A 23,498-nucleotide genomic window follows, 5' to 3' on the forward strand; every position below is an offset into this window, starting at 1 on the left:
TTTGAGATAGTCTAATAACCTTAAGGGAGGGAAGTTACTAAACTATCCAAAAGTACTACCGAAAATAGATTTGCTTTACACTCTATTTATCATTCTCTTCCATCTTCTTTTTAGCTGCTATCACTCCTTTACCAAACCCACTATATATAGTTTTCGATAATATAGTGATCAACCAATTAACTAATATGATTCTATATACCTTGTTCAGCATTATTGATAACATATTAGATAAATCTCTATAACTAATAATTCGTAGAAAATCTTGTTTATAATAATACATATGCCAAACAAATAAAATTGCTATAATTACTATTGTTATTGCAAATACTATTGATAGTATTTTTAGAATCTTATTAATATGTTTAAAATATAATCTTATTATTTTCATTAGGTGCATTTCCTTTTATTATCATATGGCAAATAAACAACATTTTCTTTTTCTCTATCCAGCTGCAACAACTCTTTTTGTTCCAATACATAAGCAATTTTTTTATAATCTAAATTTATCCTATAATATGAAACAATTCCTGTTACCTTACAACTATAATAAATTTTAATATAGTCATAACCGCAACTATATCCGTTTTTTGCTATTTCCTTTTCCATTTCGACAAGTTCAACAGATATAATTTTCACTTCATCATTAAGAATCTTATTCCTTAAATCAAGCCATTCCCTTTTCTTATATCTACCTTCACCAAACATTTGACCAAATGCAAATGCTACTAAGATAACAAATACACAACCAATAATTTCAAAGAAATATTGTATTACAAATCCTAACATTGCTCTTATAATATCACTCATGTTTTATTGCTCCTATTCTGTTTACTCTTTTCATTATCAACTCCATCAGCATAGCCGTACAAATATACTAATATAATAAATATAATTAGCAAGATAATCATTTCTAAATACATACCTTACACCTCATCTGTATAGAAACTTATATAACTACACATATCTTTAAATTTTTCATTTTTTAATTCATCAGATATCAAAGACAATTCACACCAATATGATTTATCCTCATATTTATGAATACTCATTGTTCCTGATTTAAACTTAAATATCGGAACTTCTCTTTTTATAAAGAATGATTCTCTTTCTTCTCTTGTCATCAACCAAAACATAGAACCAAATATATTTAAATTGAAATCTTTTTGACAAACATTAAATACTACATAATCATGCTCTGTTTTTAATGTGATTTCATAATCAATTGTAAAATCTTTATTTACATTAAACTTAATTTCACCTTTTTCATAAGCTATATCTTTTATTTTATCCATTTTCTATCTCACTTTCTTTATTTATAATGTCATATTTTATATGGTATAATTCCTTTATATTGAAGAAAGGAACTCATTTATATGCTAAACATTAATTATTGTGATATTCCCTCTAATTTAGAAAAATTAGAACTGCTCATCTCTCAGTTAGACCCATCTGTTTATGAAAAACTTTTATATAATACTGATGATAATGGAATGTCATTTGCTAGTCGCAATGGACTCTTTAAAACTGGTTTATATATTCGTAATAGAATCAGCTTAATTGCAAAATTTATTAAATATACCAATATTGATTACTTATCACATGAATCATTTAACATTACTCAAACTATTGAAGAATTAGATACTTATTTATTGAATACTAAATAAGTTCTTTTTTTTCGATTTATTTACTTCATTGTAAATACCTAAATTTCCATTATATTTTATTTCATTACCTTTATTATCATGATCAATACCAACAAAATAAAACAAATATGCAACTACACCATTTTCCATAAACTCTTTTTCTTCTATTATTAAATCAATTTCCAAAAATTCAAATTGAAATTCACAAAACTCTTTATTCTTAAAATCCCGTATAATGTCCATCTCTAACCACTTCTCATCTTCTTCCACTTTTGAAAAGAATATAACGTTTGTCATTAAATCTTCAAGACTATATTTCTCAATATCTGCCACTTCAAACAAAACTTTATTTGCTTTCAAAATTGATACTGTTTTTCTCATTTTAGGATAGTATTTATCTTCAAATAATGGTTCAACTTTGATATTTAGTTTAACTGGAGAATGTACCATTGTACCTTCTTTAGAATTTTTCCACTCACTATCAAATTTTATTGTAATCATTTTTCTTACCTCATTGCCTTTTAATATACTAATTTTTTGTTACTTTTCTATACATTTATAAACCTTGTTTTTACCTGTTGCATAAACAATCCAACTTCATAAGCTATAACATCGATAATCTCAAATTTTGAAATTCCATGATTTCGTTCATTATCTTCCCAAGCAACATATAATGTCATTCGATTATGACCAGAAACTAGCTCTATCATTTTCACTTTATCAAACTCAATTATATTTTTATTTTTTAAATAAATTCTCATTATTTGTTACTTCCTTTACTTTCATTTAATAAGTCATATACTCTTTTACAAGCAATCACGATAATTATAATTGCTATTATATTTATGAATAGCAATACATAAAACATTACAATATTTGAGGAATTAACTTCTATCACTGCAACAATGAAGTTAACAATAAAAACTCCAAGGAAGAATGATAATATGCTCGCAATTATTATCAAACTATTAAATAATGCCTTTAATTTATTTCCCACAACTTCATTTCCTCTGTGATTATTTCATCAATTATATTCTCAATTGTTTCTTTCATCTCTTCATTAAAAACCAAACTATGGTACCCATGTGAATATTCAAATTCAACATCAGATTTATATGAAATTCTAAACTTAGTAGGATAAATTTTTCTTTCAATTAAATGTTCATCAATGTTGAAATAAACAATAATACAATTTCTTTTAAATTCTATAGAATCAAATTCACCTACCCAGAAATAACTTTCTACTTCATATACAGTATTTAGCAATTTAACATCATCATAATCATCAATTTTAGATTCTTCTAAATATTCATTATACCTTTCACTAATATAATCTTTTAAATTTACTATAGCAGCTAATACAAGAGCCACAAAGAATGCAGCTAATACATTGATCATTGTTGCAGCAAAGTATCTTGCTATAATCGATTGAAGATCATCACTATTATATGTAAAGAAATATTTATATATAATTTTAGTAACCGCAATATGATTTATAAATATAATCAATAATGCTATTGCTAATGCCATAATCACTGGTTTTATTGCATAAACTGCACTTTTTACTTTTTCCATTATATCCTCCCATTATTTTATTAATTTACATAATCACTTATCTTTGCTAATATATAGATGTGAGGTAACTCACTCTATTGCACTCCTTTTTTATTAAAGGAGTTTTTTATTGCTTATTTATTTCTTTGAATACTTTCAACAATGTATATATAATCAATAAATTTATTAAACCATCAACTATATCGTTCATAAGTTTCAACTCCCTTAACTTAACCGGTTGAAGAATGCCTTAGTTGAGTACCTCACATATTACCTAATAATTATTTGTTTAAAGGGCTAAATATAGAGGGCAGTCTATATTTTATTTGGGATATTAGGCAATCCCAAGTTATTATTTTTCCTTATCATTGCCAATACTTTGATAAGCAAACATTATATTATTATGATTTTTTCGCATTAGCTTAAACAAATCCTTATAATATTCCTCATATAAACATTTACTTATTGCTTTATCTAAATTCTTTTCAACTACAAATTCAATATCATTAACAACTACATATCCATATTGAATTAAATCTATTAAACAAAGATTAAGATAATGCTCTTTAATATACATTTGGTGAATAACTGAATTTTGCATAAACTCCTCATTCGATAAATATAATATTTCAATTTCTTCTCTTAGAGTTTTATAGAATTTCTCTCTTTCAATCTCTAAAATTCCAATTACATATCTCATTTTTACTACCTAAGTAATTCAAATGTTTTCTCTATATCTATAAAAATAATTTTTGAATCAGTTAATATTGATTGTGATGGATCAATACAAAATTGATATCCAGTTTCTCCACTTTTTAATTTAATAGGTTCTTTAGTTATCACTATTGTATTTCTTTCTTTAGGCGTATCTAATTCAACTACAGTATTTATAACTCCTAGATACCATATAGCCACAATACACATGATAGGAATACAGCTAAATATATAAAGGAATATTCTGAGTAAACCTTTTAAGAAAATAATTTGCTCTTTTATTACTCTTTTCATAAAATCCATACCTAATTAATTTCCCATTCAAATAGGTTGATGTTGTCATAAGCAACAATTAACTCAACGTGATTTTTAGCATCATAATATGCAACATGTGTAAAATGTAATTTTTCTATTACAAATGTTTTATCATAACCCATTACTTCATGAATTGCTGATTCACTATTAATGATTGCTACTTTCTCACCAATTTTAAAACCATGACTTTCAGTTATATAACAATAATCAATTATCCACTCAATTAAATATTCATTTAGTCTTACACACTGATCTGTTCCATCTAGGCAACTACCAAAAAGTGAATTACCTAACATAGATGGTTGAAAGTATTTATCATCACTCCATATCGCATAACTGCGTGATTTCTCACTATACTCATTTTCATAACTTTCTTGTTTAAAAACAATAACTGCACTTGTCCAGTCCTGATAATTCTCTTTTAAATCTTTTAGTGTTAATTTTTTCATGTTTTTCCTCCCATATATTTTAATGAAATTATTAAGGGGAAACATCCCCCTTAACAACTTATATTTACAATCCTTTTATAGTTCTCATTATTGGTAATGCTTTTTTTATTTTATCAACAATCCATTGCTTTGATTTATTGCCATCATATTTGTTAATAAACTTTTCCATACCCTTAACTGTTTTTGGTTTATAACCTACTGCACTCAGTATGATTTGTGCCCCATCAACTTTAATTGCTTTTAATGTTTTTGGATTAACTTTATAATCACTATCAACTTGTGCTAATGGTAAATAACCATCAATCATATTTTCACCAATATTCCAAATCTCATACCCTTGTGGAACGTGTTCCACTATTTCAAATTCGTGTTTTCCACTTACAATTTTTTCCATATTTTTTGTCCTCCCATATATAGAAAATAGGCTATACCTATTAACTAGATATAGCCTACTCTTACTAACAAAAAGAACTATATCTAGTGTTAGTTAACACTTAATATAGTTCGACTTGTATATATGGTGGAGCTTAGCGGGATCGAACCGCTGACCTCCTGCGTGCAAGGCAGGCGCTCTCCCAGCTGAGCTAAAACCCCATGTATATAGAATTCGATTTGAATGGTGGGCCTGAATGGATTTGAACCAGCGACCTCACCCTTATCAGGGGTGCGCTCTAACCAACTGAGCTACAGGCCCATATTCTTATCGAATGCCTATTTATAATATCATGTTAGCAACATCATGTCAACAAAAATCAGGCAAAAAAGAACGATTTTTTCATATTATTTTTTATGTATTTTTTAGGGTTATTTTGGTGTTAAAATTTTGTGTTATTTTCCCTCGTGCATATCACTTTCTTCTTTTTTAGGTAGTGCTATAATATCATTGTAAGCTAATTAGCTCAAGGAGGAACAGGGTTATGAAAAAGTATTTAGTATATCGTACAGGCGATGATAAACAAGGAAAGATGATTAATGTAAAACTTAAGAATGTTAAGGTTGGTTCTCACGATGGAAAATGGACTTTAAAAAATGATGGTAAAACATTAATGATCTATGAAGACTTTAATGAAGGAGAATTTTTCTTTAATAAAATTTTAGACTTTAGAACAAATGACCATGTTTATTTAGACCTGAACGAAGTAAAACGTTACTGGGAAGAAAATAAAAATAAACCTAGATAAAAGAAACAGATGAGAAATCTGTTTTTTTTTGTGGTCATTAGATTTGAATGGTAATTTAATCAATGTTAATATTAAGAAAGTTAGATTAAACTAACATGTTTTATCTAGTTTATTCGTATTAATTATAGGAGGAAATTATGTCATTAATCGGAAAAGAAATTAGCGAATTTAAAGTACAATCATTTGTAAACGGTGAATTTAAAGAAGTAACAAAGGAAGATGTTTTAGGTAAATGGAGTGTATTCTTCTTTTATCCTGCAGATTTTACGTTTGTATGTCCAACGGAATTAGAAGATTTAGCAGATAAATATGAAGAATTCAAAAACATCAATTGTGAAATCTATTCAGTATCTTGTGATACACACTTTGTCCACAAAGCATGGCACGATACATCAAAAACAATTCAAAAGATCAACTACCCTATGTTAGCAGATCCAACTGCAGCATTGGCTAGAGACTTTGATGTATATATTGAAGCTGATGGATTAGCGGAACGTGGAAGTTTTATTGTTAACCCAGAAGGTAACATTGTAGCTTATGAAGTAATTGCTGGTAATGTAGGTAGAAATGCAGACGAATTATTAAGACGTGTGCAAGCATCACAATTTGTTTATGAAAACGGTGATGAAGTATGTCCTGCAAAATGGAAACCAGGAGAAAAAACATTAAAACCTTCCCTTGATTTAGTAGGATTGATTTAATATGAATAAAGACATCTATGATGTCATAATTGTCGGTGGAGGTCCTGCAGGGCTCTCTGCCGCTATTTATATGGCACGTGCTCAATTCAGTGTATTGGTCATTGAAAAAGAGACTATCGGTGGTCAGATTACAATTACATCAGAAGTTGTGAACTATCCAGGTGTTATTAAAACAAGTGGAAAGGAACTTACAGAACAGATGCGCATTCAAGCTCATAATTTTGGTGCTGATTTCTTAATTGCAAATGTTGATGAAGTAGAATTAAAAGAACAACTGAAAACAATTAAAACGAACAAGGGAACGTATAATAGTGTGGGTGTAATTCTTGCAACTGGTGCCAGTCCACGAATGATTGGTTTCGATGGCGAAGCAGAGTTCAGAGGTAGAGGAGTTGCTTATTGTGCAACTTGTGATGGTGAATTCTTTACTGGTCTTGAAGTCTTTGTTATTGGTGGTGGATTCGCCGCTGCAGAAGAAGCAATGTTCTTAACCAAGTATGCCAGAAAAGTAACCATGATTATTCGAGAAGAAGATTTTACTTGTGCAAAATCAATTGCAGAAGAAGTAAAAGAGCATCCAAATATTGAGATTCATTATGAAACTGAAATTATAAAAGCGATTGGTGAACAACAACTGACGGAAGCTATTTTCAGAAATAATGCAACTGGTGTTGAATGGAGATATAAAGCAGAAAGTAATGAAACCTTTGGTATCTTTGTCTTTGCTGGATATGAGCCAGCAACTGCCTTATATAAAGATCAGGTTGAAGTTGATGATTATGGATATCTAATTACTGATCGTAATCAAAAGACAAGTATTGATGGTGTATATGGGGCTGGAGATGTATGTATCAAGAACTTACGTCAGGTTGCAACTGCAGTTTCTGATGGAGCAATCGCTTCAACATCACTTGAGAAGTATTTACCTGCTGCTATTGAAACTTTAAATATTCAAACAAAGGATGTAGAGAAAAGAGAACAGGTACAACCTCAACATTCAGATGATGAAAGTGAAAGCAGTGATGGATTCATTACAAGTGCAATGAAGGCACAACTATTGCCCATTATTGAGAAATTCAATAAACATGCAGTATTAAAATGTATGGTTACTAATGATGATTTATCAAAAGAAATTGTAGAGTTTGCGAAAGAATTTACTTCGATTAGTGATAAGTTAAGTTATGAAGTAATAGAATTACAAGATGATAGGTATCCAGGTATTTATCTGTTTGATGAAGCTGGAAATGATTTAAGAATCCAATACCATGCAGTTCCTGGTGGTCATGAGTTTAATTCATTTGTGATTGCATTGTATAATGCAGTAGGACCTAAACAACCTGTTGAAGATGATACATTGTCTACGATCAAAAAGATTGAACAACCTACAAATATTAAGGTAATGGTATCTTTGTCTTGCACGATGTGCCCTGATGTAGTAATGGCTACACAGAGAATTGCAGTTGAAAATGAACATATTACAGCTGAAATGTTTGATTTGTCTCATTTTCCACAATTAAAGGATAAATATAATATCATGAGTGTTCCATGTATGATTGTAAACGATACTGATTTATATTTTGGAAAGAAAGATATTCAGGAAGTAACATCCATTTTAAATGCTTAGACTTGGTATTTCCAAGTCTTTTTTACTTCTCATTATATAAATTATGTTTTATAATAGGGATGAGGTGATATCAATGAGCAAGTAATCTATTGATACAATTTAATATTAAACAATAGATACTTCTTTTTTCATGCCACTTTTATAATTTAAAATTTTAGACTTTTATAGTACATATTGTTTGGTGTTTTATTGTACGTAAAAGTTTTTTATTTTTTTAAAAGGAGGACCTACGTATGAAAAAAGTAGCCGTTGTTATTTATGAAGGATTTTGTATGTTTGAATTTAGTATTGCTTTAGAAATGTTGGCTCTGCAAAAAGTTCCAACCCATTTCTTTGGTGCAGAAAAGAAGCCCTATCGTAGTGAAGAAGGATTATTATCCATTCCAGATTATACATTAGACGAGCTGAATGTTGATGAGTACGATGCACTTGTATTAACTGGTGCAATGGATGAAGAGTTCCCTATCATAAGAAATCAAAGAATGATGGAAATTGTCAGACAATTTGATGAGAAAAAGAAAATAATTGCTGCAATCTCTATTGCTCCAATCATTCTTATTCGTGCAGGTATTATGCAACATCGGCAGTATATGGCTGGAATCAATAAACTTGATTTAATTGAAGAAGGTTTTACGATGGATGAAATGCAAGGAATGATTCAGTGGAGTGACTGTGTTGATAAATTTGATGATATGAAATTCTTAAAGGATGATCATATTTTAACTTCTGTAGCTTATGGATTCAGAGAATGGGCTATGGAATTAGGAATCATGTTAGATATCCCAATCTACCCTAAAACATATGGTTTAGATTAACAATAAAATCACTAAGCATTAGCCCTTCTAAGAAGGTTTTAATGTTTAGTGATTGAATTTGCCTGATTATTCATCTTTAGTTTCTTATATTGCCTTATTTACGCTTAAAATAGAGGTTATAAACATTATTCGCGAATTCTTTTAAAGTAAACAAACGATGCAAATAAAACTAAAATAATTCTTGATGTCCAGACAAATATATAATCTAAACTACTTGGTGATATTAATGAAAAATTAACAGCTAAAATAACGGAACAAACAGCAATTGCAATATATTGCTGTTTTTCATGTTCATTAAACAACCACACCAGACATACAAATAATAACATTTGTGAAAATACATAAGCCAGATCAACAAGCATCTTGTCAATGCCAGCATAACGAAGTGCAGTTCCTGCAACGATACTTAATATCAATGAGCATGCAAGTAAAAGAACCCAGTTATTCTTTTTGTTTACCATACTGATCACCGCCCTATTAGATAGCTCTTTCCTATCTTCAGTATAGCATTTATCATAAATACTTTCAAATTGTTTATATATTATAAAGAACTATTTTGATAGTTTTACATCCTCATATACTGCATAACGAATAACTCCAGATTCTATCATATCTAACATATCCTGTTTGTTTACAGTAATACGTGCACCACTAACTGATGCAGATCCATTTTCCAAACAATTCAAAATTGAGTTGTATCTATCATACAATCCCTCATTCTCAGTATCTAACATATCTACAAACTCTTTATTATCGACAAGTAAACGAACCAAAGATATATAATGTTGCCATAAATCTTCTCCATCACTAATCATTCCTATATCAAGGTATGGATACTTCTCAGATATAAATTTATCATCATATTGCGTAATTGGTGAAAAACCAGCCATTACTACAGCACTTGTTGTTAGTGTATGTTCATCGCCCAAATTACTGTTGAAAGACATTAATGAAGTTGCAAGATATTGGTAACTTGTATTTTTATATTTATTCTCAAACTCCGCAAACGCTCTAAAATCCATACCTTCAATAAATGTTACACTAACACTCATCCTTGAAGAGTCAGGAAGCTCATTTACTAATGCAATAAACTCCTCTTTTCCATAATTTTCCCATTGATGATCTTCTGGTGCACCTTCAGGATTATCATCATACAAAAAATGTTCTAACCCTTCTACTTCACTAATCACATTTGTTTGTTTTGAATCCTTGATTTGAAAATTTGTCTGTTGTTGCTTACCATCAAAACGATTATAGGTACTCCCTATTACTTCATAATTACCAAATCCACTGTACTTGATACTATTTGATTTATCATAAGAATAGCCTGGTGATGAGAGATCATAATAAGCTGACATAAGTACATCAAATTCAGGAGTTTCATTCTTTGTATAATCACCAATAATTGTACCATTGATTGTTTCATTAAATGGATTATAATGAACTGCCTTATAAATTTTAGACGCACCAAAATATCCTCCAACAACTAATAAGGCAATAACTACCAAGCTAATAAGTACGCGTATATAGACACTCTTAATAATTCCTTTTCGAATATCTTTTGATATCTCAACATTGGTTTCTTCATTAAAATCCAAAAGCTCATCAATTGTCTGTTTTTCATCTTTCACAAGAATCCCTCCTTTTGTGCCAGTATTGTTAAATTTGTTTTTATCCGATGGCGTATAACTCTTATATTCGCTGCACTTATATTTAACTGCTTAGCAATTTCATCATCACTTAAAGCCGTTGTAAGTGTCAGCAACATAACATCTCTTTCCCTTTGAGGCAAATCATATATCTTAGCATACAACCATCTTCGTTTTTCATTCTTTATATACTCTTTAGTTGCATCATATGGATCTTCTAACCAGTCCAGTGAATACTGTCCTTCATCCAATAATTTCTTATTCTTTCGATAATGGTCAATAAACAAATGCTTTAGCACTAAAAATAGCCATGGTTCTATTTTGTATTTCTTTTTATTAAAACTTGATAACGCTTTAATAAAGGTTTCCTGTACTAAATCTTCAGCATCTGCCTTGCTTTTAGTTAGAGAAAAAGCGTAAAGAAAAAGCTTATTGTGATAATCCCTATAAATAGTTTCTATCCAATCTTTTCTCATTATTCTCTCCTCTTACTAATATAACGAACCAGTAAATAAATTATTACAATTTATTTTATTATTTCTAGTAAAAACTTTCTGGATCCCTATAAGTAACAACATACCATTCACCATCAGCTGAATCTCTTTGTAAAAACCAATACCAACTATAATATGTAGTATTATCCTCTAAAGGTTCATTTACATCATTGCCAGTAATGAAATTTGAAACAATAACAATACGATACTCATCAGGGATGGAATCATCATAAATACCTTCTACAAACTCTTCACCATACGCTTCATTAATAAACTCTATATTTCCATCAGCGTAATACAAATCTAAAATCTTACAGTCACCAAAATCATAAAAAGATTCTTTCACTTTGCCAATCGCAGATTTAATTTCACTTTTTGTAAATATCTCAGAATCATTTATTTCGATTACAGCCTCTGCTGTATTCGTTTTGGTTCCCCCACAAGCACTTAATAACATACACAATATGATTACTGGTATAATTTTCTTTTTCATAATGGACTCCCTATAATTTATCTTTATTATTTCATATTCAATTTATTAAGTCTTTAAGAATTTCTTAAATCGTTGGATTACTTTCAAGTTTAGTTTTACAACTATTTTGTTGCATATGCAAAATCTAACTATACCTTTATGATTTTATAAGTTTTCACTAATTACATCTATCGAATTTTATAGTAAAATATGACTTAGGTAAGAATACTAATTAGTGATTAAGAAAAGGAGGAAAGCGTCATGGCAGAAAAGAAGAAAGCATATATCGCAATAGATTTAAAATCATTTTATGCATCTGTTGAATGTGTAGAACGTTCACTCAACCCATTGACAACAAATCTAGTTGTTGCTGATGACAGTCGTACTGAGAAAACCATCTGTCTTGCTGTATCTCCCTCTTTAAAAAGTTTTGGTATACCAGGGCGACCAAGGTTATTTGAAGTTACTCAAAAAGTAAAAGAAATTAATAATAAACGTAGAATAAAAGCACCAAATAGAAGATTCATTGATAAAACTTATGATTATGATATTCTAAAAAAATCTTTAGATTATGAAGTTGACTTTATAGTTGCCAAACCACAGATGGCTCATTACATTGATATCAGCACTAAGATTTATGAAGTCTATTTAAAATACATTGCACCTGAAGATATACATGTATACTCTATTGATGAGGTCTTTATTGATGCAACTCCTTATCTGGATACTTATAAGAAAACGGCACATGAGTTAGCACTAGCAATCATTCAAGATGTTTATCAGACTACTGGTATTACCGCAACTGCAGGTATTGGTACAAATCTCTATCTTTCAAAAGTAGCAATGGATATTGTAGCAAAACATATTAAACCTGATATTGATGGGGTGAGAATTGCTGAATTAGATGAAATGAGCTATCGCAAATTACTATGGAATCATCAGCCATTAATTGATTTCTGGCGAGTTGGCAGAGGTTACTCAAAGAAGCTAGAAGAAAACGGTTTGTATACAATGGGTGATATTGCCAGGTGTTCACTACATGATGAAGATTTACTATATAAGTTATTTGGTATTAATGCAGAATTATTAATTGATCATGCCTGGGGATGGGAACCCTGCAGTATTACTGATATTAAAGCATATAAACCAGATAATCATACCCTTGGTACTGGGCAAGTACTACATTCACCTTATTCATATGATAAAGCAAAATTGATTGTCAGAGAAATGGCAGATGCTCTCGCACTAGACTTATTTGAAAAGAAACTAGTTACTAATAAACTAGTACTATCAGTTGGTTATGATGCAGATAATTTACTGAAACCAGAAATAAGAGATAAATATAGAGGACCTATCACAACTGATCATTATGGTAAGAAAGTTCCTAAGCGAGCACATGGAACTATTAATTTAAAGAAACTAAGTTCATCTTCCATCCTAATCACAAATGCTATGATAGAACTTTATGATTCAATTATTGATAAAAATCTATTCATTCGAAGAATTTATATTTCTGTTCTTACTGTAGAAGAAGGCACTAGTTTACATAAACCTGACAGTTCAGAGCAATTAGATTTATTTACTGATTATGATAAGATCAATCAGCAGCAACAAGAAGAAGATAAGATATTGAAAAAAGAAAAACAAGAGCAGGAAGCACTTTTAAAAATTAAAAAGAAATTTGGTAAAAATGCAGTCTTAAAGGCAACCAGTTTACTTGAAGGTGCAACCGCAAAAGAAAGAAACGACCAGATTGGAGGACATAAGAAATGAAACATAGCTTAACTATATCTGATAAATATGATGATATTATTAACCTTCCTCATCACCAATCGAAAGCTCACCCTCAAATGAGCATTTATAATCGAGCTGCTCAGTTTTCTCCATTTGCAGCTTTAACTGGTTATGAAGATGCAATTATGGAAAAAGCGCGTCTAACAAAGAAACGACCTGAACTTGATGAAAATGAAATTGCATATATAAATGAACAACTTGTCATTATCCAGAATCAATTAGACAGCAAACCAATCATTACCATCTCATACTTTGAGTATGATAATAAAAAAGGTGGAGGATCAATTATTACCAAACAAGGAATTATTAAAAAAATTAATACCGATGAATATCATATTCTTCTGCAAGATAATACATTCATTCCAATTGATTATATACTACGTATAGATTTCACAGAGGATGATTTCGAAATTCCCACTATTAATCAATAGAATATATCTAGAACTGAATATGAAAAAAAGCTCCATAATAATGGAACTTTTTTCTTTGATAATATTTTGTAATTATCTCTTTGAGAATTGTGGTGCACGTCTCGCAGCTTTAAGACCGTATTTCTTACGTTCTTTCATTCTTGGATCACGTGTTAAGAACCCTTCTGCTTTTAATGCAGCACGGTAATCAGGACTAACTACCAATAAAGCTCTTGCAATACCATGACGCATTGCTCCTGCTTGACCAGTGTATCCTCCACCGTTTACATTGATTTGAATATCAAATTGTGATACTGTGTCTGTCGTTTCTAATGGTGAACGAACAACCATTCTTAAAGTTTCTAATGGTAAATATTCGTCTAATGTTTTTCCATTAACAACGATATTACCTTTACCCGGAGTCATAAAGACACGAGCAACCGAACTTTTTCTACGACCAGTTCCGTTATATGTTACTGTTTTCTTTGTTGCCATATTCTTTCTCCTCCTTATCCTTTAAGTACTAATTCCACAGGTTTTTGTGCAGCGTGTGGATGTTCGCTTCCTTTGTAAACAAACAAGTGTCTACGTTGTACATCTCCAAGTCTTGTATGAGGTAACATACCATAAATAGCTTTTTCAACCCATTCGATAGTATAGTCTTGCTTCATGACTTTAGCTGTACGAGTTCTTAATCCTCCAGGATACATTGAATGTGAATAATATTTTTTATCATCCATCTTGTTTCCTGTCATTTCGATTTTATCAGCGTTGATAACGATAACAAAATCTCCACAATCAACGTTTGGTGTAAACGTAGGTTTGTGTTTCCCACGTAATACTGCTGCTACTTCAGTAGCTAAACGTCCCATTGTTTTTCCTGCTCCGTCAACTACATACCAAGTACGTGTTACTTCTGCAGGTTTAATAAATGTTGTTTGGCGCATTTTTATTAATTTCCTTTCATTGTAGTTTCCGGGGCTACAATGGCATGGTGCCATGTTCTATTTTATGACAAAACGACCCAATTTACAACCTTTTTTTGGAAAATCATCAATTTGTTACAATTATGCTTCACAACTACCTAATTTTACATATTTTTACGCAGTTTTTAGTACTAATTGCTCACTTGCTCCTAGCATTTTATAGGTTTGAATAATTACAACTACAGAAACTACAAAAGTTATAATATCGGCTACTGGCATGGAGTATAGGACTCCATCTAATCCATACATACTAGGCAAGATAATTGCAAGACCTACTCCTAGTACAACTTCTCTAAGTAAGGATAGTAAAGTTGAGGCCCATGGTCTTCCTAAAGACTGTAAGAAAATAAAGGATGCTTTATTAATGCATGCAAAGATAATCATACATAAATAGATTCTAAATGCTTTTACTCCAAACTCTGTATAGTACACACTTTCATTACTTGCTCCAAATACATTTAATAATTGAGTAGGGAATAATTCTACAATCAAGAATCCAACAACTCCTACAATTGCTTCCGCAATTAATAACTTTGTAAATAATTCTTTTGCTCGATCAAAGCGTTGCGCTCCTATGTTGTATCCTACAATTGGAATGCACCCTGCTGCCATTCCTACTACAATTGATATAATAATTTGAAATACCTTCATTACAATACCAACAACGGCCATTGGAATCTGTGCGTATTCTATCTGACCAAATATTGTATCTAATGCTCCGTACTTTTGAACCATGCTATTCACTGCAGCCATTGCAGCTACTAATGAAATTTGTGATAAGAAACTGCATAGTCCAAGTACAATAAATTTAGATATTAATTTCAAATTCAATTTAAAACTTTCTTTTACCAGTTTCACATTTTTCATTCCAAATAAGTATTTGCACGATAATGCAAAAGTTGCGACTTGTCCAATGACAGTTGCGACTGCTGCACCCATCATTCCCCAATGAAACACAAAGATGAAGATAGGATCTAAAAAAATATTAATTACTGCTCCTATAAGTGTCGCAATCATTGCATAGCGAGGATTCCCATCACTACGGATAATTGGATTTAATGATTGTCCGATCATGTAGAAAGGGATTCCTAACGTGATATAAAAGAAGTATTCTCTTGATAACGCAAGTGTCTGTTCATTGATTGTCCCACCAAATAGTGCCAGAATATCATCAAAGAATATAAAGTAGATAAGTACCAACACTATACTTGCAAGCACGGTTAATACAACTGCATTACCAATACTCTTATGAGCTGCTTCCTTATCTCCTTTCCCTAAGTTAATACTTACGAATGCACAACATCCATCACCAATCATTACTGCAATTGCCAGTGCGACAATTGTCAGTGGAAATACAACTGTGTTTGCTGCATTCCCATAAGATCCTAAATAACTGGCATTCGCAATAAATATCTGGTCAATGATATTATAAAGTGATCCTACTAATAATGAAATAATACAAGGGATTGCAAACTTCCCCATTAATTTTCCTATAGTTTCTTTCACAAGAAAACTATTTGCATTGTTTTGTTCCATTTTTACCTCCTAAAAAAACAAATAAAAAAAGCGCAGGTCCAATTCTCTGGACTTACGCTTTCGCTACTCGATAGTTGAAGTTATACCACTTAAATTTCAATTTTTCAAAAGTTTTTTTAAATCTTAAACTATAATATTTATTTTTGTCTGATTCTATTCTTCTGTGAAATACTTAATCGTATCTACTCGCTCCATACCAAGTGCTTCAATATGAGCAATTGCTTTATCCCAATAGTATCCATTTTCTAGTTGACGATGATCATGTGCATCACAACCAATAATTACCTTGTTACCAACTTCAGCAGCAATTCGCCAAAAGTCAGGATGTGGATATTGAGTTATATGCATTCTCTCTGATACCTCTAATCCTGCAAGATTATATTCAAGAGGGATATCCATTTCCTTACAGGCCTTACAAATGCGATAAGAAACCTCTGTTGCTACCTCATCAAACTTGCTTCTTCCCCGCATAAATAAATCAGGGTGGCAAAGATAAGAGTACAACCCCGTCTGTAATCCAGCAATTGTATCTTCTGCATATTGTAGTAGTATATGATCTTTTGTACATTCTCTTCCATAATATGGACCATATTCATCACTACCATAGAAATGATTGCCAAATATAATATAATCTAACTTCTTTTCTTTAATAAATTTTTTTAGCCAATCCATATAGTCTGGGAAGTATTCTACTTCCAATCCAATTTTAATATCTATCTGATCTTTATATTTTTCTTTTAACTTGGATACACTTTCATAATAATCATCAAACTCTTCCAATCGCATACGAATATGACTTCCCTTATAATTCGATGGACTATAATCCCATGGTGAATGATCACTGAATCCCAGTACTTCAAAACCACCACGAATTGCACTCAAAACAAATTGTTCATCTTTACCACTGGCATGATTACATCTCATTGTATGAGTATGATAATTACGTTTTCTCATTTGCATCCTCCTAATATACTACTTCAACCAAATACAGACCACAAGCATTTGCTTTGTATTTACAGATATGTTTGTTTTTCGCATCCAACATCTGTTTTACTTCCTCAACTTCAATTTTACCTTTTCCAACCATAATTACTGTTTGCACCATCATTCTAACCATATAGCGAAGAAATCCATCACCTGCAATTATGAAGTGAGTTACATCGTTTTCCTGTAGAATCTCAAATCTTGTAATTGTGCGAATCTTATCTTTTCGCTGATCAATTTTCGATGATGTGAAACTAGTAAAATCATGTGTTCCTAAAAAGAAATTAGCAGCCTCTACCATTTTATCATAATTTAGGCAGTGATAGTCAACTTCCATATAGTTACGAACAAATGGATTTGTTGTATCACTTGTCAGATAATAATCATAACGTTTCTGTTTTGCATCAAAGCGAGCATGAAATTCATCACTTACAATTTCTACTTTTTTTACTCGAATACTCTTGTCCAATTGTGCATTCAAAGCAACCTTCATTCGCTCTTCATTCATTCCTAATTCAGAATCAAAATGAAATACCTGAGCAATTGCATGAACCTTACTGTCTGTTCTTCCACTTCCTACAATTTCAACATCATAATCATGCATTACCTTAAGTACTGCTTCAATTGCTTCTTCAATACTATTTCCTTTTCGCTGTGTCTGCCATCCATGATACATACTTCCATCATAGGCAACAGTTACTTTATATCTCATATAAGAATAAACCCAATAAGACCAGCCAGTGTAACTGTACATAGGATCATTGCCATAACATCTACTGTTGTCATCTTTAACTGTTTATAACGAGTACGTGGAGAGTCTGGTGAATATCCACGAGCTTCCATTGCATAAGCCAGATCTTCAGCACGTTGAAATGCAGAAATAAATAGAGGAATAATCAAAGAAAGAATACTACGAATCTTTTCCATAAACTTTCCTTCTTCAAAATCTACACCACGACTTGCCTGTGCCTTCATAATACGTTGGGTTTCCTCAATCAATGTAGGAATAAAACGTAAAGCAATTGAAATCATCATCGCAATAATATGAGCCGGTACTCCAATCTTTTTAAATGGAGTCAGTAAATCTTCAATTCCTAGTGTTAGATCTAGCGGTTTAGTTGTTGCCGTTAATAATGTCGTAATACTTATCATCAAGGCTAAACGTACCACAATATATAATGTCTGAAAAATTGCATCATCATATATTTCAAACCAGCCAAATGAAACTAATTTATTTCCTGTCTTAATTACAAGTACATTTATAACCAATAAAAAGACAAGCATAAACATCATTGGCTTCATTGCCTTAAAGATATATGAGATATGAATCTTTGATAATGCTAATGTTAAAAGAATAAGAACTCCTAAAGCCACATATCCCCAAACTCCAGCAGGAATAAATACAGCAATTAACAATAGCAGGACACACATAATTTTTGCTCTTGGATCCATCTTATGAACAATGGAATCCATTGGAAGGTATCTACCTAGTACGATATCACTCATGGCTGATAACCTCCTTTATTTGTAATGCCAATTTAGATAAATCATAGTTATCTTCATCTACTATAATTCCAACATCTCTTAATGCACGTTTAAATTGAATTACTTTTGGTGGAGTAACTTTTAACTCTTTCAGTAATGCTTCATCCTTAAAAAATGATATTACATCACACGTTTTTACCAATTTACCTTTACTTAAAATAACAACATCCTCACAATAACGAAGAACATGTTCCATATCATGGGTTACCATAATAATTGTTTTATTGTAATCTTTCTGTAATTTTAAAAACAGATTCATCATTTCTTTCGCACCTTGAGGATCTAATCCAGCGGTTGGTTCATCCAACACTAATACCTCAGGATCAAATGCCAGAATACCAGCAATCGCAATACGACGCTTTTGCCCTCCGGATAAATCAAAAGGGCTTCGTTCCAGATAACTTTCGTCCAGACCAACCAGCTTCAACATCTCTCTGGCTTTTATTTTTGCCTGTTCTTCATCCATTCCAAAGTTTTTAGGACCAAAAGCAATATCCTTCTCAATCGTTTCTTCAAACAATTGATACTCAGGAAATTGAAATACAAGTCCAACTCGTTTTCTAAGTTTCTTTAATTCTTTTGCTTTTTTACTAGCACTCAATACATAGTCACCAACTATTACTTCACCACTAGTAGGAACAAGCAGTGCATTTAAGTGTTGTACAAGTGTACTTTTTCCACTACCAGTTTCACCAATAATCGCAGTAAAACCACCTTCTTTAATTTCAAGATTAATATCCTGAAGTGCAACATAAGGGAATGGTGATTTTTCGTTATAGGTATGACTTAACTTTTTGAATTCAATTGACATAACTCACTCACTACCCCTTCTATATCTAGTTGTTTCTCTATTTTTATTCCAACATTTTCTAATTCACTTTGCATTTTATAAATAAAAGGAATATCCAATTGTAGTTCAATTAGTTCCTCTGATCGATTTAAAATTTCTTTTGGACTGCCACTCATCTTTACTTCACCAGCATCCAATACAACTACATGATCACTTTTCAGTACTTCTTCCATATCATGAGTAATTGAAATAATTGTCAGATTACTCTTCTCATGTAATTCATCTACAAGGGCATTAATTTCTTCTTTACCTTGAGGATCCAACATACTTGTTGCTTCATCCAATATAATAATGTCCAAATCCATTGCCAGCACTCCAGCAATCGCAACACGCTGCTTCTGACCGCCAGATAACTTTGTTGGTTCCTTATCTAAGAATTCTGACATATTTACCTTTTGTGCATAACGTTCAATAATCTCTTGCATATCGTTTGTAGGAACTTGTTGGTTCTCTAATCCAAACGCAATATCATCCGCTACGGTAGAACCTATAAACTGATTATCAGGATTTTGGAAGACTACTCCAACCATACTTCTAATCTTTGTCAGATTCTCTTCTGTAAGTTCAAAGCCACCGATTTCAATCGAACCCGATGCTTTTTCTAACAATCCTATTAACAATTTCGCAATTGTACTTTTCCCACTCCCGTTATGACCAATGATTGTTGTATAACTTCCTTTTTTAATTTCGAAGTTTACATTCTTAATTACAGGTACATTTTCCTCATAAGAGAAGTTTAATTCACTAACTTTTATCATGTTTTTACCCTCATACCAAAGTGTTTTTATTATACTACTTTTTGTGTCAAGACACAATGTATAGCCCCTACTAAATGTATCAAGAAAAGATTTCTACGAAATCATATTAAATACAAAGACTTAATACCAGGCACCTTTCTTGAAGCCCTGTAAGATATATCTTCTCTTTATCCTTCCTCATACTGCAAGGTGGTGCGATGAAGAAATAGATATATCTTTTTTGTATGCATTTTGATGAAATTCCATCTATAACACCGACCAATCATCTTCCACTAGTGATTGCATTAATATTATAGTTCCATCTATTACTTAGTTAATTACTATTCTAATCTGTAAAACTCATTCCTCTTCTCGCAATAACGTAACTTGCTGCTAGATGAGTACTGAGTCCTTTTGATTGCTGATACTTCTCTTTCCCTATCTTACTTGTATAAGCTGGATTTACTCTTTCTACTGCAACTGCATCTTTGTATGCTCTTGATTCAATTGTTTCTACTATTTTCATATAGGCAAAATTACTTAATACTTCATTTACTCGTTTTTTGTTATATTTCATTTGTTGCTTTTTATAAGTAAAATTTAAATTCTCAATAATTAGTGTCTTTTGATGTTGTTTGCAAATATTAATCACTTCTTTACTCACTTCTCTTAGTATCCATAATCTTTGATTACTTGTTTTTCGTTTTAATTTGTAATTGATTTTTCTAGTATTAATGATATTTCCATGCTCATTAGTTACTGTAAGTGCAATATGATCTACATTGATATCAATTCCTACTACTCCATTTACTTTTGTAGTGGTTGTTTCTTTTTCTGGTAGTTCTAATACTGCTTTGATAATAAAGTAATCACTATGCAATTCTAACACATAACAAATCGCTTTTCCTAGTGTGTTATGTTTTAACTTCACTTTCTCTTCTAACAATTCTTTTTGATAATGAAACTCTATTGGTAAGTAGATGGTTTCTTTGATTCCTCGATACATCATGGTATTACTATCTAGTTCATATTTGAACAAGTTATTTCCATACTTTCCTTGTCTTCTTCCCTGAATAGTCATTTGCTTATTCCTTTGATGAAGATAGTCTTCTCTCCACTTTTGATGATTATTAATATACTCTTCTTTTGTATATTGGGCTTTGAATAGTCTACTACTTCCAAAACAGATTTGCTTAGGATGTTTCTTGTAGTTAGCTATTTCTTGTTTCTTACGATTCATCTTCCATAACAACATCTTCAATCGATGGTTCAAGCGTTTCATCATTACTTTGATATATAACTCTTCAAATAAATACAGGTTCATTTCTATTCCATCGACTATGACAGTATTCTGTTTGATATATGAAAACCCACATCCTTTAAAGATATGCAATTTATCGCTATTTCCTTGTGATATAGATATTAGACTATTGTGCACTTTCTTAAATTGCAAATATTGCTTTTCGACTTTCTTATGCTTCTTTTGAATATTCTTATGTTCTCTAGTTACTCGCTTTTCATGATACTTTTGAGTTTGAATACTTGTCTTTATTTTTGCTTTGACATCACTTATCACACTAAGTGGCATATAGTCACTAGTTCCATATCTTGCCTTTAGTTTCTTTTGAAATCCTTTTCCCATTTTCACATTATAAAAAGTATCATCATAGCATCTGCGATAGGTATAACGATACATTTGATTATATACTTTTAAATCATGATGGATACAGTTTACTTGAGATTCACTTAAATGTTTGAGATAGAATCGTTGACTTTGAGAGATTGTTTTTGACATAAGTAGTACTCCTTTTGTTGGTTTATAATATTATGTCAACGATTCAGTTTTGTTTGTTTCTTATTAATCAAATAATACCATTATACCCCTAGTGATTCAATACTATTTTTACTAATATTTTCTCCAATTTCGCAGTGATTATTTTGTATATTTCACGCTTTCTCCTCTGACGAAACAAATTTCTTAATATATAAAAAAACTGCAGAAGACTGCAGCTATATACTATTAAAATAAATTACCTAATAACTTTCTTGTTATCTTTGAGTGTTTTATTAAATAAAACAAACTAAGAATAAGTGGAATAATCAAACCAAATGTTGTTAACATATTTATTGTCTCACTAAAATTGTTATCCATATATTCTCCAAACATAAATACTGTTGTATAGAACAAAAGAAAGGAGATTATAAAAATTAGAAATGCTATACTCTTTCTAGTAATTCGATTATTTATCTTAAAATCGCTATATAAAAATAGTATTGTTCCTAAAACAGTAATACCAATTGGTATTATTGACATCGTTTCAATCGTATCCATCTCGAATATTAAAAAGAAACTTAACACTCCACTAATAATGATATAAAAACTGATTTTCTTTAATCGCTCCATCCAGTTCTCCTTTTACTACAACCATTATACTATAAATAATCCAAAAGAAAAGAGAGTCGAAACTCTCTTCATCTTATTTACTTTTTACAAACCCAACCGTTATATACTCCATTATGAGCTTTCGCAAGATCAGCAAGATAGAATACTTTCGCTGAAATATCATCTTGATCCATCTTAGAAATATGAAGCACTAACAATTCATTTTCAGCTTCACCATTTGTAACTACATAACCTTCACCAATTACAATGTTTTTAAATTCTTCTAAATCAATTTCTTTTTCAAATTGAACACTGTGTTGAATTGGTTTTTCTTCATTTGCATCTACTTCACCGATTGCTTTGAATTGTTCTTCACTATTATTTGTAAGTGCAATAATATCTTGTTCATTCAAATGTGGGAATGTTTTCGCACTGAAAGGTTCTGGTTTTTTATCATAATTAATTGGTTCAAAACCTTGTTCTTCCACTGTACGTAAAATTCTTTCTTTGCTATCGTCAAGTTCTTTAATTTCTTTCTTTTCTTCATCTTTTTTCATTTTATAAGCAACTACTGCTGCTGCAGCCCCAACGACTGCTAATATACCTAATGCCTTTTTCATAGAATATCCTCCAATGATCATTATAGAAATATTATAGCACAA

At 31.0% G+C, this 23,498-nt stretch carries 31 protein-coding genes and 2 tRNA genes; 7 read left to right on the forward strand and 26 right to left on the reverse strand.

From position 1 onward, the window contains the following. Positions 1-387: 387 nt before the first annotated feature. Positions 388-807: a hypothetical protein gene (locus J2S15_RS03640; RefSeq protein ID WP_307405568.1), complete on the reverse strand. Its 420-nt coding sequence runs from the start codon at positions 805-807 to the stop codon at positions 388-390. A 116-nt stretch (positions 808-923) separates the two neighbouring features. Beyond that, on the reverse strand, positions 924-1,292 hold the full coding sequence (locus tag J2S15_RS03645) for a hypothetical protein (RefSeq protein ID WP_307405569.1): 369 nt from the start codon (positions 1,290-1,292) through the stop codon (positions 924-926). 81 nt (positions 1,293-1,373) lie between these two features. On the opposite strand from J2S15_RS03645, the gene J2S15_RS03650 reads away from it, so the two are divergent. Further along, positions 1,374-1,664: a hypothetical protein gene (locus tag J2S15_RS03650; RefSeq protein WP_307405571.1), complete on the forward strand. Its 291-nt coding sequence runs from the start codon at positions 1,374-1,376 to the stop codon at positions 1,662-1,664. Here J2S15_RS03650 and J2S15_RS03655 read toward each other — a convergent pair. The 9 genes from J2S15_RS03655 to J2S15_RS03695 form a co-directional block, all read right to left on the reverse strand. Then, positions 1,647-2,144: a hypothetical protein gene (locus J2S15_RS03655; protein WP_307405573.1), complete on the reverse strand. Its 498-nt coding sequence runs from the start codon at positions 2,142-2,144 to the stop codon at positions 1,647-1,649. The genes J2S15_RS03650 and J2S15_RS03655 overlap by 18 nt on opposite strands. Positions 2,145-2,191: 47 nt before the next feature. After that, complete coding sequence (locus J2S15_RS03660; RefSeq protein WP_307405574.1) at positions 2,192-2,404, reverse strand: hypothetical protein; 213 nt, start codon at positions 2,402-2,404, stop codon at positions 2,192-2,194. A gap of 220 nt (positions 2,405-2,624) precedes the next feature. Next, positions 2,625-3,218, reverse strand: coding sequence for a hypothetical protein (locus tag J2S15_RS03665; RefSeq protein WP_307405576.1), 594 nt, complete (start codon positions 3,216-3,218; stop codon positions 2,625-2,627). Positions 3,219-3,549: 331 nt separating this feature from the next. Then, the gene (locus tag J2S15_RS03670; RefSeq protein ID WP_307405579.1) at positions 3,550-3,897 is read right to left on the reverse strand and encodes a hypothetical protein; all 348 of its coding nucleotides are present in this window, start codon (positions 3,895-3,897) and stop codon (positions 3,550-3,552) included. A 5-nt stretch (positions 3,898-3,902) separates the two neighbouring features. Beyond that, positions 3,903-4,205: a hypothetical protein gene (locus J2S15_RS03675; protein ID WP_307405580.1), complete on the reverse strand. Its 303-nt coding sequence runs from the start codon at positions 4,203-4,205 to the stop codon at positions 3,903-3,905. 11 nt (positions 4,206-4,216) lie between these two features. Beyond that, positions 4,217-4,675 carry a hypothetical protein gene (locus tag J2S15_RS03680; RefSeq protein WP_307405581.1) on the reverse strand — a complete coding sequence of 153 codons (459 nt, stop codon included), beginning with the start codon at positions 4,673-4,675 and terminating at the stop codon, positions 4,217-4,219. A 64-nt stretch (positions 4,676-4,739) separates the two neighbouring features. Next, positions 4,740-5,069 (reverse strand): hypothetical protein, encoded by a 330-nt coding sequence (locus J2S15_RS03685; RefSeq protein WP_307405582.1) that lies wholly within the window; start codon positions 5,067-5,069, stop codon positions 4,740-4,742. 124 nt (positions 5,070-5,193) lie between these two features. Then, positions 5,194-5,269 (reverse strand) — tRNA-Ala (locus J2S15_RS03690). Positions 5,270-5,292: 23 nt separating this feature from the next. After that, positions 5,293-5,369, reverse strand: a tRNA-Ile gene (locus J2S15_RS03695). Between the two features lie 223 nt (positions 5,370-5,592). On the opposite strand from J2S15_RS03695, the gene J2S15_RS03700 reads away from it, so the two are divergent. From J2S15_RS03700 to J2S15_RS03715, 4 genes are all read left to right on the forward strand, one after another. Then, positions 5,593-5,856: a hypothetical protein gene (locus J2S15_RS03700; protein WP_307405583.1), complete on the forward strand. Its 264-nt coding sequence runs from the start codon at positions 5,593-5,595 to the stop codon at positions 5,854-5,856. A 137-nt stretch (positions 5,857-5,993) separates the two neighbouring features. After that, complete coding sequence (gene ahpC / locus J2S15_RS03705; RefSeq protein ID WP_307405584.1) at positions 5,994-6,557, forward strand: alkyl hydroperoxide reductase subunit C; 564 nt, start codon at positions 5,994-5,996, stop codon at positions 6,555-6,557. Position 6,558: 1 nt separating this feature from the next. Then, positions 6,559-8,181, forward strand: coding sequence for an FAD-dependent oxidoreductase (locus J2S15_RS03710; protein ID WP_307405586.1), 1,623 nt, complete (start codon positions 6,559-6,561; stop codon positions 8,179-8,181). 233 nt (positions 8,182-8,414) lie between these two features. Next, positions 8,415-8,996, forward strand: coding sequence for a DJ-1/PfpI family protein (locus J2S15_RS03715; protein ID WP_307405588.1), 582 nt, complete (start codon positions 8,415-8,417; stop codon positions 8,994-8,996). A gap of 125 nt (positions 8,997-9,121) precedes the next feature. Here J2S15_RS03715 and J2S15_RS03720 read toward each other — a convergent pair whose 3' ends face one another. From J2S15_RS03720 to J2S15_RS03735, 4 genes are all read right to left on the reverse strand, one after another. Then, positions 9,122-9,457, reverse strand: a complete 336-nt coding sequence (locus J2S15_RS03720) for a hypothetical protein (protein ID WP_307405590.1) — start codon at positions 9,455-9,457, stop codon at positions 9,122-9,124. A 90-nt stretch (positions 9,458-9,547) separates the two neighbouring features. Then, a complete protein-coding gene (locus tag J2S15_RS03725; RefSeq protein WP_307405592.1) occupies positions 9,548-10,627 on the reverse strand; it encodes an anti sigma factor C-terminal domain-containing protein in 1,080 nt (359 codons plus the stop codon). Further along, positions 10,624-11,121 (reverse strand): RNA polymerase sigma factor, encoded by a 498-nt coding sequence (locus tag J2S15_RS03730; protein ID WP_307405594.1) that lies wholly within the window; start codon positions 11,119-11,121, stop codon positions 10,624-10,626. The genes J2S15_RS03725 and J2S15_RS03730 overlap by 4 nt, the downstream gene beginning before the upstream one ends. A 64-nt stretch (positions 11,122-11,185) precedes the next feature. Continuing rightward, the gene (locus tag J2S15_RS03735; protein WP_307405596.1) at positions 11,186-11,632 is read right to left on the reverse strand and encodes a putative periplasmic lipoprotein; all 447 of its coding nucleotides are present in this window, start codon (positions 11,630-11,632) and stop codon (positions 11,186-11,188) included. A 240-nt stretch (positions 11,633-11,872) separates the two neighbouring features. On the opposite strand from J2S15_RS03735, the gene J2S15_RS03740 reads away from it, so the two are divergent. Both J2S15_RS03740 and J2S15_RS03745 read left to right on the forward strand, forming a co-directional pair. Then, a complete protein-coding gene (locus J2S15_RS03740) occupies positions 11,873-13,384 on the forward strand; it encodes a Y-family DNA polymerase (protein WP_307405598.1) in 1,512 nt (503 codons plus the stop codon). Then, positions 13,381-13,836, forward strand: coding sequence for a YolD-like family protein (locus J2S15_RS03745; protein WP_307405600.1), 456 nt, complete (start codon positions 13,381-13,383; stop codon positions 13,834-13,836). Before J2S15_RS03740 ends, J2S15_RS03745 begins: the two co-directional genes overlap by 4 nt. A 72-nt stretch (positions 13,837-13,908) precedes the next feature. Here the strand turns inward: J2S15_RS03745 and rpsI are convergent, their stop codons facing one another. From rpsI to J2S15_RS03800, 11 genes are all read right to left on the reverse strand, one after another. Further along, on the reverse strand, positions 13,909-14,310 hold the full coding sequence (gene rpsI / locus J2S15_RS03750; RefSeq protein WP_307405602.1) for a 30S ribosomal protein S9: 402 nt from the start codon (positions 14,308-14,310) through the stop codon (positions 13,909-13,911). 14 nt (positions 14,311-14,324) lie between these two features. Further along, the gene (gene rplM / locus J2S15_RS03755; protein WP_307405604.1) at positions 14,325-14,762 is read right to left on the reverse strand and encodes a 50S ribosomal protein L13; all 438 of its coding nucleotides are present in this window, start codon (positions 14,760-14,762) and stop codon (positions 14,325-14,327) included. A gap of 153 nt (positions 14,763-14,915) precedes the next feature. Beyond that, on the reverse strand, positions 14,916-16,337 hold the full coding sequence (locus J2S15_RS03760; protein WP_307405606.1) for an MATE family efflux transporter: 1,422 nt from the start codon (positions 16,335-16,337) through the stop codon (positions 14,916-14,918). A 153-nt stretch (positions 16,338-16,490) separates the two neighbouring features. Further along, positions 16,491-17,291 (reverse strand): histidinol-phosphatase, encoded by an 801-nt coding sequence (locus J2S15_RS03765; protein ID WP_307405607.1) that lies wholly within the window; start codon positions 17,289-17,291, stop codon positions 16,491-16,493. A 10-nt stretch (positions 17,292-17,301) separates the two neighbouring features. Continuing rightward, on the reverse strand, positions 17,302-18,033 hold the full coding sequence (gene truA / locus J2S15_RS03770) for a tRNA pseudouridine(38-40) synthase TruA (RefSeq protein ID WP_307405608.1): 732 nt from the start codon (positions 18,031-18,033) through the stop codon (positions 17,302-17,304). Next, positions 18,030-18,827 carry an energy-coupling factor transporter transmembrane component T family protein gene (locus tag J2S15_RS03775; RefSeq protein WP_307405609.1) on the reverse strand — a complete coding sequence of 266 codons (798 nt, stop codon included), beginning with the start codon at positions 18,825-18,827 and terminating at the stop codon, positions 18,030-18,032. Before J2S15_RS03775 ends, truA begins: the two co-directional genes overlap by 4 nt. Next, on the reverse strand, positions 18,820-19,677 hold the full coding sequence (locus J2S15_RS03780; RefSeq protein ID WP_307405610.1) for an energy-coupling factor transporter ATPase: 858 nt from the start codon (positions 19,675-19,677) through the stop codon (positions 18,820-18,822). The genes J2S15_RS03775 and J2S15_RS03780 overlap by 8 nt, the downstream gene beginning before the upstream one ends. After that, positions 19,653-20,474 carry an energy-coupling factor transporter ATPase gene (locus J2S15_RS03785; protein WP_307405611.1) on the reverse strand — a complete coding sequence of 274 codons (822 nt, stop codon included), beginning with the start codon at positions 20,472-20,474 and terminating at the stop codon, positions 19,653-19,655. The genes J2S15_RS03780 and J2S15_RS03785 overlap by 25 nt, the downstream gene beginning before the upstream one ends. Before the next feature lie 325 nt (positions 20,475-20,799). Beyond that, positions 20,800-22,248 carry an IS200/IS605 family accessory protein TnpB-related protein gene (locus tag J2S15_RS03790; protein ID WP_307405614.1) on the reverse strand — a complete coding sequence of 483 codons (1,449 nt, stop codon included), beginning with the start codon at positions 22,246-22,248 and terminating at the stop codon, positions 20,800-20,802. Positions 22,249-22,473: 225 nt separating this feature from the next. Continuing rightward, complete coding sequence (locus tag J2S15_RS03795) at positions 22,474-22,857, reverse strand: hypothetical protein (RefSeq protein ID WP_307405615.1); 384 nt, start codon at positions 22,855-22,857, stop codon at positions 22,474-22,476. A 77-nt stretch (positions 22,858-22,934) separates the two neighbouring features. After that, positions 22,935-23,456: a ribonuclease E inhibitor RraB gene (locus J2S15_RS03800; protein WP_307405617.1), complete on the reverse strand. Its 522-nt coding sequence runs from the start codon at positions 23,454-23,456 to the stop codon at positions 22,935-22,937. Positions 23,457-23,498: the final 42 nt, after the last annotated feature.

The organism is Breznakia pachnodae, assembly GCF_030814225.1.
In the GTDB taxonomy this organism is placed as follows: Bacteria; Bacillota_I; Bacilli_A; order Erysipelotrichales; family Erysipelotrichaceae; genus Breznakia; species Breznakia pachnodae.

Coding starts and splice junctions, on each gene's coding strand:
- J2S15_RS03640 (WP_307405568.1), bottom strand. CDS start 807: ATGAGTGATATTATAAGAGCAATGTTAGGATTTGTAATACAATATTTC.
- J2S15_RS03645 (WP_307405569.1), bottom strand. CDS start 1,292: ATGGATAAAATAAAAGATATAGCTTATGAAAAAGGTGAAATTAAGTTT.
- J2S15_RS03650 (WP_307405571.1), top strand. CDS start 1,374: ATGCTAAACATTAATTATTGTGATATTCCCTCTAATTTAGAAAAATTA.
- J2S15_RS03655 (WP_307405573.1), bottom strand. CDS start 2,144: ATGATTACAATAAAATTTGATAGTGAGTGGAAAAATTCTAAAGAAGGT.
- J2S15_RS03660 (WP_307405574.1), bottom strand. CDS start 2,404: ATGAGAATTTATTTAAAAAATAAAAATATAATTGAGTTTGATAAAGTG.
- J2S15_RS03665 (WP_307405576.1), bottom strand. CDS start 3,218: ATGGAAAAAGTAAAAAGTGCAGTTTATGCAATAAAACCAGTGATTATG.
- J2S15_RS03670 (WP_307405579.1), bottom strand. CDS start 3,897: ATGAGATATGTAATTGGAATTTTAGAGATTGAAAGAGAGAAATTCTAT.
- J2S15_RS03675 (WP_307405580.1), bottom strand. CDS start 4,205: ATGAAAAGAGTAATAAAAGAGCAAATTATTTTCTTAAAAGGTTTACTC.
- J2S15_RS03680 (WP_307405581.1), bottom strand. CDS start 4,675: ATGAAAAAATTAACACTAAAAGATTTAAAAGAGAATTATCAGGACTGG.
- J2S15_RS03685 (WP_307405582.1), bottom strand. CDS start 5,069: ATGGAAAAAATTGTAAGTGGAAAACACGAATTTGAAATAGTGGAACAC.
- J2S15_RS03700 (WP_307405583.1), top strand. CDS start 5,593: ATGAAAAAGTATTTAGTATATCGTACAGGCGATGATAAACAAGGAAAG.
- ahpC (WP_307405584.1), top strand. CDS start 5,994: ATGTCATTAATCGGAAAAGAAATTAGCGAATTTAAAGTACAATCATTT.
- J2S15_RS03710 (WP_307405586.1), top strand. CDS start 6,559: ATGAATAAAGACATCTATGATGTCATAATTGTCGGTGGAGGTCCTGCA.
- J2S15_RS03715 (WP_307405588.1), top strand. CDS start 8,415: ATGAAAAAAGTAGCCGTTGTTATTTATGAAGGATTTTGTATGTTTGAA.
- J2S15_RS03720 (WP_307405590.1), bottom strand. CDS start 9,457: ATGGTAAACAAAAAGAATAACTGGGTTCTTTTACTTGCATGCTCATTG.
- J2S15_RS03730 (WP_307405594.1), bottom strand. CDS start 11,121: ATGAGAAAAGATTGGATAGAAACTATTTATAGGGATTATCACAATAAG.
- J2S15_RS03735 (WP_307405596.1), bottom strand. CDS start 11,632: ATGAAAAAGAAAATTATACCAGTAATCATATTGTGTATGTTATTAAGT.
- J2S15_RS03740 (WP_307405598.1), top strand. CDS start 11,873: ATGGCAGAAAAGAAGAAAGCATATATCGCAATAGATTTAAAATCATTT.
- J2S15_RS03745 (WP_307405600.1), top strand. CDS start 13,381: ATGAAACATAGCTTAACTATATCTGATAAATATGATGATATTATTAAC.
- rpsI (WP_307405602.1), bottom strand. CDS start 14,310: ATGGCAACAAAGAAAACAGTAACATATAACGGAACTGGTCGTAGAAAA.
- rplM (WP_307405604.1), bottom strand. CDS start 14,762: ATGCGCCAAACAACATTTATTAAACCTGCAGAAGTAACACGTACTTGG.
- J2S15_RS03760 (WP_307405606.1), bottom strand. CDS start 16,337: ATGGAACAAAACAATGCAAATAGTTTTCTTGTGAAAGAAACTATAGGA.
- J2S15_RS03765 (WP_307405607.1), bottom strand. CDS start 17,291: ATGAGAAAACGTAATTATCATACTCATACAATGAGATGTAATCATGCC.
- truA (WP_307405608.1), bottom strand. CDS start 18,033: ATGAGATATAAAGTAACTGTTGCCTATGATGGAAGTATGTATCATGGA.
- J2S15_RS03775 (WP_307405609.1), bottom strand. CDS start 18,827: ATGAGTGATATCGTACTAGGTAGATACCTTCCAATGGATTCCATTGTT.
- J2S15_RS03780 (WP_307405610.1), bottom strand. CDS start 19,677: ATGTCAATTGAATTCAAAAAGTTAAGTCATACCTATAACGAAAAATCA.
- J2S15_RS03785 (WP_307405611.1), bottom strand. CDS start 20,474: ATGATAAAAGTTAGTGAATTAAACTTCTCTTATGAGGAAAATGTACCT.
- J2S15_RS03790 (WP_307405614.1), bottom strand. CDS start 22,248: ATGTCAAAAACAATCTCTCAAAGTCAACGATTCTATCTCAAACATTTA.
- J2S15_RS03795 (WP_307405615.1), bottom strand. CDS start 22,857: ATGGAGCGATTAAAGAAAATCAGTTTTTATATCATTATTAGTGGAGTG.
- J2S15_RS03800 (WP_307405617.1), bottom strand. CDS start 23,456: ATGAAAAAGGCATTAGGTATATTAGCAGTCGTTGGGGCTGCAGCAGCA.